Source organism: Schwartzia sp. (in: firmicutes) (genome assembly GCF_978017985.1).
The window spans coordinates 1-12823 of record NZ_CDXDFU010000054.1 but is presented as its reverse complement, the minus strand read 5'-3'; the positions used below and the strand labels follow the sequence as shown (position 1 = coordinate 12823).

Annotated in this window: 11 protein-coding genes; 7 read left to right on the top strand and 4 right to left on the bottom strand. The window is 43.9% G+C overall.

All coding sequences use genetic code 11. The features are described from left to right. The 4 genes from dcuC to ACY69O_RS02740 form a co-directional block, all read left to right on the top strand. Positions 1-628 (top strand): C4-dicarboxylate transporter DcuC (dcuC, locus tag ACY69O_RS02755; RefSeq protein ID WP_462331940.1); only part of this gene is annotated, 628 nt, incomplete at its 5' end. A 47-nt stretch (positions 629-675) separates the two neighbouring features. Continuing rightward, positions 676-1935: a hypothetical protein gene (locus ACY69O_RS02750; RefSeq protein WP_234988313.1), complete on the top strand. Its 1260-nt coding sequence runs from the start codon at positions 676-678 to the stop codon at positions 1933-1935. Positions 1936-1956: 21 nt separating this feature from the next. Continuing rightward, the gene (locus tag ACY69O_RS02745) at positions 1957-2871 is read left to right on the top strand and encodes an alpha/beta fold hydrolase (RefSeq protein ID WP_462331939.1); all 915 of its coding nucleotides are present in this window, start codon (positions 1957-1959) and stop codon (positions 2869-2871) included. Between the two features lie 179 nt (positions 2872-3050). After that, complete coding sequence (locus ACY69O_RS02740) at positions 3051-4007, top strand: tripartite tricarboxylate transporter substrate binding protein (RefSeq protein ID WP_462331938.1); 957 nt, start codon at positions 3051-3053, stop codon at positions 4005-4007. A 296-nt stretch (positions 4008-4303) separates the two neighbouring features. Here ACY69O_RS02740 and ACY69O_RS02735 read toward each other — a convergent pair whose 3' ends face one another. The 4 genes from ACY69O_RS02735 to ACY69O_RS02720 all read right to left on the bottom strand — a co-directional run bounded on the left by ACY69O_RS02735 (position 4304) and on the right by ACY69O_RS02720 (position 10037). After that, a complete protein-coding gene (locus tag ACY69O_RS02735; protein ID WP_462331937.1) occupies positions 4304-4627 on the bottom strand; it encodes a hypothetical protein in 324 nt (107 codons plus the stop codon). Positions 4628-4801: 174 nt separating this feature from the next. After that, positions 4802-7939, bottom strand: a complete 3138-nt coding sequence (locus ACY69O_RS02730) for a response regulator (protein WP_462331936.1) — start codon at positions 7937-7939, stop codon at positions 4802-4804. 124 nt (positions 7940-8063) lie between these two features. Continuing rightward, entirely contained in the window at positions 8064-8930 is an 867-nt protein-coding gene (gene fliB, locus ACY69O_RS02725; RefSeq protein WP_462331935.1) for a flagellin lysine-N-methylase, read from the bottom strand. Positions 8931-9074: 144 nt separating this feature from the next. Next, a complete protein-coding gene (locus ACY69O_RS02720) occupies positions 9075-10037 on the bottom strand; it encodes an ADP-ribosylglycohydrolase family protein (protein WP_462331934.1) in 963 nt (320 codons plus the stop codon). An 818-nt stretch (positions 10038-10855) separates the two neighbouring features. Between ACY69O_RS02720 and ACY69O_RS02715 the strand changes: the two genes are divergently transcribed. The 3 genes from ACY69O_RS02715 to ACY69O_RS02705 form a co-directional block, all read left to right on the top strand. After that, on the top strand, positions 10856-11857 hold the full coding sequence (locus ACY69O_RS02715; RefSeq protein ID WP_462331933.1) for a replication initiation protein: 1002 nt from the start codon (positions 10856-10858) through the stop codon (positions 11855-11857). Further along, a complete protein-coding gene (locus ACY69O_RS02710) occupies positions 11857-12576 on the top strand; it encodes an AzlC family ABC transporter permease (RefSeq protein WP_462331932.1) in 720 nt (239 codons plus the stop codon). Before ACY69O_RS02715 ends, ACY69O_RS02710 begins: the two co-directional genes overlap by 1 nt. Then, positions 12573-12823: branched-chain amino acid transporter permease (locus tag ACY69O_RS02705; RefSeq protein WP_462331931.1), on the top strand; the 251-nt coding region annotated here is incomplete at its 3' end. The genes ACY69O_RS02710 and ACY69O_RS02705, both read left to right, overlap by 4 nt.

Here is a 12823-nt window from a genome sequence, read left to right as displayed (position 1 = left end):
CATATATGCAATCCTGCCTCTCGTACCGATTGCACTAGTTCTTATTTTAAGCAAGCTCACAATAGCGAAAATCAAGATGACTGTTGTCACGTCCAAGATTATAAGCATCGCGCTCGCTATGCTGTTTGAATTCATCCGTACACGCGACATAAAGGCTGTTTTCAAAAGCATTCAGGTCTTCTTTGACGGAATGGGAGAAATTTTTGCTACAGTTGTTACTCTCATCGTTGCCGGTGAAACCTTCGCTTACGGCCTCACGAAGATCGGCGCTATCGACCTTATCATCGAAGGTGCCCGTAACTCCGGATTTGGAGCAGTCGGCATTACCTTTGTTATGACTCTTATTGTTGCAGTATCAGCCGTAATTATGGGTTCGGGCAATGCCCCCTTCTACTCCTTCGGTGCTCTTGTGCCGGATATCGCAACGAAGCTTTCCATGCTTCCGGCAGTAATGATTACGCCAATGCAGATGGCATCCAGCATTGCACGCAGCGCATCGCCTATCACGGCAGCTATCATTGCCGTTGCGGGTATTGCAGATGTTTCCCCGGTTGATATCGTAAAAAGAACGGCTATCCCGATGATGGTTGCTCTTGTTTCGTCCTTCGTATTTAGTATTATCCTCTAACCTTACTCAACTCGTTTCCCCAAAACTAACGAAAAGAAGGTATTGTTGTGAATAAAAAAGCTAGAGTTTTAACCTGCGCCGCTTTACTTACGGCTATGAGCACCACTGCTTTCGCAGCAGAAGCTACAGATACTTCCGCAGAACTGAACGACCTCAAAGCACGCCTTGCGGCACTTGAGCAGCGCATAGATGCACAGGATAAAGCATTAAAGGCCTCCGAAGAGGAGCTTGCAAAATACAGAAAAAATACCGCTGCGGCCCCTGCAAAAAGCAAAAATGATGACTGGAAATTCTACGGTGACGCGCGTATCCGCGCAATTCAGTCTGACGGAGATGACAGCTTTCATTTCCAGCAGCGTGTCCGTCTCAACCTGGAAAAACGCATCGGAAAAAATGCTACATTCCGTGTAAGAGATATACTTGTCAATGAAAACACCATGGGCGACAGCGGCTCCTATTCCTACGCTGACGGTACTAAGCTGACCACCAGTGATGGAAAGGATACCACAAACAAGATTGATAACGCCTATGTACAATTTGACAGTCTTGGCAGCGATCCAATCCTGAAGAATACGATGTTAAAAATTGGACGCTTCGGTCACGATTTCGGTACTACTGGCTACTGGGCATCAAAAGGCAGCCTCGGCATGTACGATGGTGTTGAATTTGAAACCCGTCTTAACAAGTTCACGATAGGCGGCGGCTTCGGCGACTGGGGAGGCGGCAAGGCACACAGTAACGATTATATTTCTGTAACCAGCGCCGGAAAGGCCTCCATAAAACAGGGATCCGATTCCAAGGGAACGACGACAAATAAGCTTGAAAAGAACTATTTTGTAAAGCTTGGCTACACTCCAAGCTCCGCGACACGTTTCCAGCTCTGGCATATCCACGAGCTGAGGGGTAAATACAGCCCTACGGATTACAGCGTAACCGGTCTCGGTCTTGTACAGAAATTAGGCGATAACTTCACCCTTGCTGCCGACTACAGCAAAAATATGGCAGTGTCGGGAAATCCTCAGGGTACGGTTGCAGTTCTCACATATAAGGGTGCATCCTACAACAAACCGCATTCCTACGGTGTTTCCCTCTACTATATTGATGTCGACAAGTTCAACGTTGCCAACACCCTTACGAAGAGCGTAAACATCCCGACTAATGACAACCGCGGTATCGGTCTTGGCTTCAGTTATATTCTCTCAAAGGATATTCGTGCGGACTTCCTGACGGAATTCGATATGGAAAAAAAGAGTACGGGAGAAAAAATCGGAAACTACTATCGTGCGCAGCTGTCGCTGAGATTCTGATACATAAGGAGGTTGATTTAAATGAAAAAGATTGTTACAAAAACATTTAATAATTATTTCCTGCCATTGGTTTTTGCCTTCTGCTTCATGTTTGCTGCATCAGCACAGGCAGCTTCCCTGCCGGTCGGCGAAGGAAGCTTTCTCATTGATGAACCCACAGGAGCCAACGCTTCTCCCATGACCGCGTACTATTACCGTCCGCAGGCCTGGGAAGACGGCCGCCCCATTGTGCTTGTGTTCCACGGCCTTAAACGCAACGCTCAGGAATACTGCCAGGGCTGGGCTCAGTACGCGGAAGAGCATAATCTGCTTGTAATCTGCCCTGAATTTTCTGCTGAAAAATATCCCGGAGTCCGTTACTACAATTTCGCGAATGTTTTGGATTCCGAAGAACCCGGCGGAAAAATTCAGCCACAGAAAGACTGGGTGTTCCCGGCTATTGACCGTCTTGTTTCTGCTGCGAAAGAAAAAGCCGAAGCCAAGGACAGCAAGGTTGTTCTTTACGCACACTCCGCAGGCGCACAGCTCATACACCGTTATGTGCTTTTAAGCGGTCCGTCAAAAGCTGACCTCATAATCGCAGCCAACTCCGGCTGGTACACTCTGCCTGACAAAGACGTTAATTTCTCATACGGACTCGGGAAAATTCCTGAAGCTTCTTATGACCTTAAGACAGCCTTTGCAAAGCCGGTTGTCATCCTTCTCGGTGAAGAGGATGTCATCCGTTCCAAGGTTCTCCGCAAGACGCCTGAAGCTGATGCACAGGGTCAGAACCGTCTGGAGCGCGGCATGAATTTCTTTAATGTATGCGAAGCCAAAGCTGCAGAGCTGAATACGGACTTTACATGGATTCTCCGCACAGTTCCCGGCGTAGGCCATGACGGTACAGGCATGGCACAGGGCGCTGTCCCCCTTATTGAGGAACTCGCACAGTAACCCCCCTAATCTTATTTGATTTTTTCTTCCTTTTGACGGAGGCCGCAATCAGCACTGCGGTCTCCTATTTTATTTGTAAATACGCTAAATATCAGGCTTCCCCCATATACAAACCCATTATTTTTTGATAAAGTAATATATATATACTTCTATTTACAAAATAAGGGGAGTCGAGGCAAATGAAAAAACTTCTGTCAGTTCTCATTACAGCCTTCCTTGTTATTTGCGCCTGCGGCTGCGGATCAATGAAAACCGCTTATCCCGGTGACGGTGAGATAAAAGTCATTATTCCAAAAGCCCCCGGAGGCGGAACAGATATAAGCGCACGCACACTTATAGAGCTTTTGCAGAAGGAACTCCCGGGAAGTAACTTCGTTCCTGTCAACAAGCCTGACGGCGGTGGGATAACCGGCATGATTAATCTTGCAAATGCACAGGCTGACGGTCATACTCTCGGTATGGTAACTGTGGAGCTTGCGATGTTCCCACATCAGGGAAAGATTCATGTAACAAACAAGGATTATGTCTCCATCTGCGCTCCTATTGCAGCCCCTGCCGCGCTTATTGTCCCGAAAGATGCACCCTATAATACAGTCGATGAATTTGCGGCCTACTGTAAATCACACCCTTCCGGAATAAAAATGGGAAATTCCGGAGCCGGAGCAATCTGGCATATTGCCGCGCTCAATTTCGAAAAGGAATTCGGTGTTCAGTTCAAGCATGTTCCCTATCCTAAAGGGGTAGCGGATGTAGCAGCTGCTCTGACAAATAAGCAGATTGATGCCACTCTCGCGGACCCCAGTGCATTCAAAGACCGTTTCTTGGAAAACGGAGACCTTAAAATCCTCGCAATTATGACAGATTCCAGAAGCAGTCTTTATCCGAATGTGCCAACCTTCAAAGAGCTGGGACACCCCCTTTCGGTACGCGGCTGGGCCGCACTCGTCGCCCCAAAGGGCATTCCTCAGGAGAAGCTCAACATTCTCCGAAAAGCTGCGGAAAAGGTCTGTTCCAGTGAAGAATATAAAAAGCGTATGGCCCAGCAGGGTATTGATCCCGTCATAATTGTCGGTGAAGTCTGCGACCAAATGCTCGCTAATGACGATGCCATGTATGCTAAATTTTTAACGAAATGACTATATAAAAAAGCACGCCTCATCTTTTTCAAGATGAAGCGTGTTTTTTCATGCGAATCTATTACTGACCGTACCAGCAACCCTGCCGGCGAACCATTTCCTCTTCAACCATATTCCAAGAGTATCTCAGAATCGGAAGCAGCAACAGACATTCAAGCGTTTCTATCATCGCATTTCCTCCTCTATATGTTTCAATATGCTTATTATACATATAGGGGTATACCTATGTCAAATAAAATCTGAATTTAATTCACAAATGGAAGAATCATTTTCCTCTGATATACGCCAAGCTTCTCTTACGGTACTCCCGGAAATGCCTCCACGAACTGCACTTTGATGTCAGGAAAAGCATCTACGAACTGAATTGTAAAATCAGGAAAGCTTTCAACAAACTGCCATTCACCAACCTTATCAGGGAACGCTGTCACGCTTTTTACCTTAATGTCCGGAAAAGCAGTTACAACCTGAACCTTTATGTCGCCGAAGGCTTCGACAATCTTCACTTTGCCTGCCAGACGTATGTTTTTATAGTATCCGTCCTTATTTACAGCACCGGATGCAAAGGCAGTTGCCGTCATTAAAAGCATAATCGCCATACAAAGCATAAATATTTTTCTCATCATCATCCCTCCCATATTTCATCTGCACTGAGTAAAATTCGCGAAAATTTTCCAACCTCCTGCTTTTCTATGCTGTTTCTTTCCATTCGCCTATCCATTTCTCGAATAATAGTCCAATGATTGGACTCATGCAAAACACCCCCTGCCTCCAAAAACCGACAGGGGGCCCATAATTTACGTTGTCTCCTTCAGCAGCTTTTGTACTGTATCCCAATCTGTTCGCTGCATGGCCTCAAAAAGCCTGCGGTATATATCTGCTTCTTTTTCCGGCAGTCGGTATTCTTTGAGCGACTCCAGCACAAACATCATATTATCATCATCAAAAGCCCCGGCAAACTCGCGCATGGTTTCCCAGGCATCCTCAAGCTCCGCTTTGGAAATTTCCGTCTTTCCTTCATCAGATTCCTCTTCCCTCTTCAAAGGGGCAAGGGTTTGCTCATAGCTGCCGTATAGCTCGAGAAGTGCAGGCGTATCCTTTTTTATTTCCTCTATATACCCATTGTTCCCGGCATTTTCAAGCCGTTTTGCCTTTTCCGAAAGCTCCGAAGCCCCGATTATATTAGCAGTACTCTTAAGGGCATGTACCTTTGTGGTATAATCCTTCCAATCCTCAGCATCGAAATAATCCTGTATTTCTTTTCGGCTGAACGGAATCGAATCCAAAAACACCTTAAGTGTCTCAAGGTATCCTTCAATCGAACCACAGTTTACCAGTCCTGCCGCCACATCTATTGTATCAATTTTCTGCAGCCATTCAGGAAGTCCTGTGATTTCCTTCTTTTCCACAGCTCTTTCCTGACTAAGATTTACCTTATCAGCAGGAAGGTACTTTATGATGAGTCTTTCGAGCTGAGCACTGTTTACAGGCTTTGTCAGATAATCATCAAACCCGGCACGGATATATTCCTCGCGGGCTCCTGATATAGCATTCGCTGTAAGCGATATAATAGGTATATTAAGATTTTTGTTGGTGGGAGATGCTTTAAGAGCACGAAGTGTTTCTATGCCGTCCATTTTAGGCATTCGATGGTCAAGGAATATAAGGTCATATTCCTCCTTCTCCGTCTTTTCGAGACATTCCAGACCACTCTGGGCAAGATCAACCTGCAGCTTAGTCTGTTTCAGAAGACTCTTTATAACAGTCAGGTTCATTATTGTATCATCAACAATAAGAATCTTCGCATCAGGGGCAGTAAAGGATTCATGATATACGTCATGATGCTCGCGAAGCTGATTCCACGAATCCTGGAAATCTCCTATAGGCTCAGGATTTACAATCTGCTGAGACAGGACAAAGGAAAAATCCGAGCCCTTGCCGTATTCACTCTTCACAACAAGCTTCGAGCCCATCAGATCCAGCAGGCGTTTCGTAATATTCATTCCGAGGCCCGTTCCCTCGATATTTCTGTTACGCTTCTCATCTATTCTCTCAAACGCAGTAAAGAGCTTTTCTTTCTCTTCATTACGTATTCCTATACCTGTATCAATAACATGTATAGATATATCAACGTTATCCTCACGTTCTGTTGGCATTGCTTTAAGCGTTAGTGTAACGCTACCTTTTTTAGTGTATTTTACAGCATTCGTTAAAAGATTTGTCATCACCTGCTTAATACGGATTTCGTCTCCGTTAAGCACAGAGGGAAGTGAAGGATCCGCATGTACGATAAGCTCCAGGCCTTTATCGTCTGCCCGCGTCTGAATCATGGTTACGAGATCGTTAAGCATAGAACTTAAAGCATATTCAACAGGGATAATATCCATTTTCCCTGCCTCGATCTTAGAAAAATCGAGCACATCGTTTACGATGCTTAAAAGGCTGTTGCCTGCGGTACGAATATTTTCTGCATACCCTACAATCGCCGATTCACGGCTCTCACGCAGAATCATCTCGTCCATTCCGAGCACCGCATTAATCGGTGTCCTAATCTCATGACTCATATTTGAAAGGAACTGGGATTTTGCTACGTTAGCAGCCTTTGCCTGCTCCGCTTTTTCCTTCAGTTCATTTGTAGTGACCTCCAGAAATCTCGCCAGCCTCGTTGAAAGAGGAATAACCCCGGATTTCACAGACTCGGAGACATCTCCCAGTTTGTTTTGCACCGGTACAGGCTCATCACACTCACGCATACCGATTGCCACAAGAGTTGCGTTCATCATTCCTCCGCAGCCATCCTTGAGATAAACCTGCCCTGTTCCGCAGAAAACCTCCTGGTTGCTTTGTATCCTTGCAAATGCACGCAATTCTTCATCTGCATCCTGCTTCAAAAACATATCCCGAATACCGCATATCATCAGCGATACGGCTTCAGGACCAAACGCTGCCATCCGTTCACTTGTCTCATATGTTTCCTTCAGAATTTCTATAGGGTTTCCATAAGCAAGTCTCAGCTTGTCCCCCGGCTGAACAGCACCATAAAAATACAGTCTGCCGTCCTTTGTATGATGGACAGGAACCCGGGCAAGAAGCACACCCTTGCGCTCTGCTGTCATTGGGAACGCGAAAATGTTATCTATAAATGCCTCTCCTGACGGATCTACCCCAAGATATTTTTCATATACATAAGCAGCAGGCTCATTATCTATGGAAACGAGGCAGTAATTGCCGTCCGATTCCGTTACCTCCAGTTCTTTTCCAACGGCTTTCCAGCCCAGCGTGTAGTCAATATGAACATGGAGCTTTTCCCCCATGAATTTAATAACCATTCCACCTGCAGTATAAATTTTCTTTCCGCAGATAAACTCATATCTCTCGGATTTCGGATTTCCGATTCCGTCAAAACGGTCATGACGGAAGGCATCATGAAATCCCGCAACAGCACCGAATATCGGAATCTCCGCATGTGCAAGAGCAACATCCTGAACACTTGAACCAATATCCGTATAAAGCCCTGATGCCAGAATCTCAACCCCGCGCAAAACCTCTCCGCTGTCAAGAAAGCCACCCATAAGCTGTCGGGCCGTCTCATACTGTTCCTTTGGAATACTTCCGGGAACCTCAAGAATGTCAACGGTAGAATACATAAAAAACATTGCATTCATGACAAGGAAATGCGCGTCTTTGTTCTTGCCCACAAGAGTAATTGAAAGCCCCGCAGTCTTTGCCTTAGGCAGATGTTCATGAACATAATCAAGAATGAGCTGCGCGGCTTCAGGATTTATGCCTCCGAAATTCATTTTCAAAAGAATATCAGACGAAGCTTCATATTCTTCCATACAGCCGATTTCATCAACTACACACAAAAAATCCGTCCAGTCCTTGGCAATATCAATCCCATCTTCATATTCAATGCGGTAATTTATCTGCTTCATAATGCTCCGCCTTTCTCAGAGGATACATCGTCTTCAGCACTGCCCTATAACCTTAATTATATAATAATAATGAAGAATTGCCCACTGCACGGCACTAAAATAAATAATGAAATTATTTAGTATTTTATTTCATTATTCGTTTCAATAACAGATTTACATTGTCAGTATCATACTCAATCTGCTCCGACCATGATCGTACAGACTCGCTCAAATAATCTGTTCGGAGATATTCATACAGTATAAACTGCGTGTTAAACTTTGCAAAAGCATAAAGCAGCTCCCCACCATACTCATCTATCTTTTCCAGCTGTCTGTATAAAATCATCTGAAATATTCTCTGAAGCTTTACGGCAAAATCTTTTTGACTTATGTCCCGCATTTTTTCAAGAATCATTTCTTTTTCCGTTTCCATAAGGCAAAGCTTTTCCGTCCACTCCTCATTTATAGGCTCTGTTTCTTTCATAACAGAAAGCACAAACGAAAAGTATTCCTCCGAACAGTCGGGTTCAAAGGGCTGCTCAAGCCCATGTCCGTCAATACCCGCATACTTGAGAAGCCTGTCAAAATCTCCTTCAAACTCTCCGCTTTCAGAGCAGAAAATGAGCTTTTCGTCATCGGACAGCAGAAGTTCACAGGACTTTTCACAGCAAAGCCCTATCCCCGCAAGCTCAAGCTCCCGATAATAAGTAAAAAATCTGGGATGCATTGAGCATATTTCACAAAGAAAATCCTCTCCTTTTTCCAAAATGATACGGCATAGTCCGTCATTCTGCAGAAAAGGACATCTCTCATCCGGCGTGAGTTTGAACGAGGCGGTTTCGCCAAATATTATGTTTTCACGAAGCGTTTCTCCAAAAGGAGATTTTTCTTCGAGGTATTTAGCAGCCGTACATTCATCAATATCTATTTCCCAACCCTTGCAGCAGGAATGATTGCACTCGCCTGCTTTACAAAAAAACTCACCATAAAACTCCGGAAGAACTGTTACCATTTTCTCCTCATTTCCTTTTTCATACTTACAATTTGTGGATATATTATTTCGTCATACTTACTTTTTGGTGTCATATATAAAACTTCCCTAAAAAAAGCAGGATTATATCTTTTGTATCAGATATAACCCTGTTTTTGAAACACTTTAATTTACGATATGAAATCTGTCAGAGAACTTATCACAAAGACCGTCAATGAAATCCGTCCTCAACAAATCCTTTTTCCAATCCTCTTGGATATCATACCAGCCATATGCAAGTCCGGCCAGACCTCCTGCTATTGCCGCAACCGTATCTGTATCCTCACCGAGATTTACGGCTTTCAATACGCAGGCACGATAGCTTTTGGTTGTAATAAAGCACCATAACGCAGCCTCAAGCGTATCAATTACATATCCGCTGCTCCTGATATCTGCATCCTGAAGTGCTTTGAGACGGCGCAGATTCCACACACGGTCGTACATCTCTTTCTCAAGCATAAACTCACTATGCTCAGAGTAATACTCATAGGCCCCGTCTATTCCCTCTGTAACAGCATCGGAAACACCTTTTCCCTTTAAAAGGCCAAATGCTATGAATGTATAAATTCCACAGGCAATTAAACTGCGCGGATGAGCATGTGTCAAAGAAGATACCTTATGTACCAGCTCTACTGCTTCATCATCCATTTTTTCTTTTGTAAGTGCCAAATACAAAGAAATCGGACTGATTCTCATAAGAGAACCATTTCCATTGTCACGCTCAGAGCGTCCTCCGCTTTCAAGAGGAAGTGCCCCTTTTTTATAGCGCATCAATGATTTCATTGTACCGTGTCCTACATCGAATACTTTTCCTGTCGGTGTATATTCGGAATCAAGCCAGCGCATAAAATGCTGCATTATATCTTCGAAATCAACTTTTCCTTTTTCCGCAAGACTATCCAATATACAGAGTGTCATGCTTGTATCATCAGACCATGAGCCTGCAGGCATATTATAAGTGCCACCGCTCTGCATTCCTTTTACGGGATTTCTCAGCAGCTGTTCTCTTGTTTGAAATTCAACCGGAACGCCAAGCGCATCTCCGATAGCGTGTCCGTATATCATTGCTTTTATCTGGTCACGTTTCATGGACATCCTCCTATCCTTTGTATTCAGTATACCATATTATAAAAAGGAAATGTCGCACAATCTCTTTACAAGGCTATTAAAACGAAGCTGTGGCTTTGGCGAAAAAATTTTTTTATTGTCCACAAAAAGTAAGTTTTATTTGGTCTTTTATAAATACTTATAAAACTTTAAATACTTTAGGGAATCAGAAACCCTTGATAAATCAACGTTTCAGAGTGGTTAATGTCCACATATTGTAAGGGTTGTGTCCACGAAAAGTAAGATACGGAACCACAAAAAGTAAGAAAATATCCGCAAAAAGTAAGAAAATCGCACCGGATTGTAAGCTGTATGTCACAAAAAGTAAGCATGGAGCGAAGTAAATTATCAGGGTACTTCATTTGTATATGTCACAAAAAGTAAGTGCCAGAAAAATATCCTCAATTGATGAAAAGGTAACATAAAATTTTTTGAATGGCAACGAAAAGATGTGATGTAAATATTTTTTATGTCACAAAAAGTAAGCAGCAGATGTAGTAGCATTATTATTTCAAAAATACCTTATCATGTATAGTCACAAAAAGTAAGTTGGAAAAATGAAAAATTTTTTATTTTTTTTCTGCCGATATAACACCAAAAAGTAAGCTCAAAATGACACCAAATTGTAAGTGACGTAATATGTGAATCCCGATAAAATCGTTTTTTATGACACCAAATTGTAAGGACAAAGTGTAAATGTCACAAAAAGTAAGCCCGAAATGACACCAAATTGTAAGTGTCACACGGCGTTGATGTGTGTGACACTTAATGATATACTACATCTTGAGGTGAATGTGATTATGGAACGCAAGGAAGATGAAAAAGACCTCTTTGAAGAAGAAAGCGGAAACTTTCAACTTGCACCTTTTCGTGACAGTATCTATCAGGCAAACCCTCTGATTAATGTCAGAAAAGGCATGGATACTCTGCAGCTTCGCCTTTTTGCATTGGCGCTGCAGGCTGTGGATCCATGGAATGAGACCGAATTCAAGCAGATTAAAATTAAACCTGCAGCTCTTGCGGCGGCGCTCGGCAACGATAAATATCTGAACGTTGTTCCGACCATCGCAAAGAAAATGCTTTCCCATACGGTAAAGCTTCCGCCTCAGAACCCTAAAAACCCGAAGGATAAGGGTGGTGAGTCTGTTATCTTTCAGTCCTTCCGTTATATCGGAGACGAAGGACTTATCATGAAATTCGGTGATGATATGAAGCCGTACCTCCTGCAGCTTTTAGACAAGGAGTATGGATATACACGCATCACGATGAAACAGATTTTCCCGCTGAGTTCCTCCTACGCGTGGCGTCTTGTTGAGCTTCTGATTCAGTATAGAGGGTTTGCCCGCAAAAACGGCACAGGAATCATAGAACGAAGATTTTCAGTTGAAGAGCTTCGCAATGTGCTTGACGTTCCTGAAGGAGCATACGACAGGATTGCCCATTTCCGCAGCCGTGTATTGGACGGCCCTATCCGTGAAATCAATAAAAAGACGAATTATGTTATGAGCTACGAATCCATCAAAGAAGGAAGAAGGATTGTCGCCTTCCTGATAAAGATGGATATTTCTGCTGTGCCGGAAGATATGACTGACGACACGAGAACATACGATGCTTCAGAAAAAGACTATACCTATGTGAAGCACTCTGCTTCTAAAAGAAAGGCTGAAGAACCGCAGATATACCGTCCGGAGCCTGTTTACCATGCTCCGTCCGACGGCAGTCTGAAACGTGCGCTTGAGGAGCAGGGATACCACTCTCCTCACATGGATACTCTTTTCAAGGAGAAGAATAAGGAAGCGTAATGCATAACGAAAAAATGTCTGATATAAGGATAGCGGCGTTAAAGGCCGCATTCCCGTATACGCTGCCGATTCTTGCCGGATTTTTATTTTTGGGAATGGCATATGGCGTTTATATGAATGCGTACGGATTCTCATTTGTATATCCCATGATAATGTCAGCGGTTATTTTTGGAGGATCGCTGGAGTTTGTAGCTGTTTCTATGCTGCTTTCGCCATTTGCCCCTGTGGCTGTATTTCTTTTGGCACTCATGATACAGGCGCGGCATCTTTTTTACGGAATCGCCATGCTCGACAGATTCAAAGGGCTTGGATGGAAACGGCTGTACTTGATCTACGGGCTTTGCGATGAAACCTTTTCTATAAATTATACGGCGAAAATTCCGCAGGGAATAGATCGCGGTTGGTTTATGTTATGGGTGACGTTTTTGAACCAGTGCTATTGGGTTGCGGGGGCGACCTTGGGCGGGTTTTTCGGTGGGTTCCTGCCATTCGATACAAAGGGTCTTGATTTTGTCATGACCGCTATGTTTGTTGTTATTTTTCTTGAGCAGTGGATGCACGAAAAACAGCATTATACAGCCGGAATCGGGATACTGTCTGCGATAATATGCCTTCGCGTATTTGGACCGGATTCTTTTATGCTGCCTACGATGATTCTGATTCTGGCGAGTCTTGTTTTGGGACGGGGATTCCTTGAAAAGAAGGTACAGGGTACATGACATTCTTTGAACAGGTTGTTACGATAACGTTATGCGCTTTGGCCAGCGTTCTTACCAGGGCCATTCCTTTTCTTGTATTTTCTCCGTCAAAACCGACGCCTGTTCTCGTCAGGTATCTTGGCAATGCTCTTCCGTCTGCAATTTTTGCGATGCTTGTTGTTTACTGCCTGAAAAATACTTCTTTTATTACAGGCTCGCACGGGATTCCTGAGCTGGTAGGAATTATCTGTACTGTAATCACTCATTT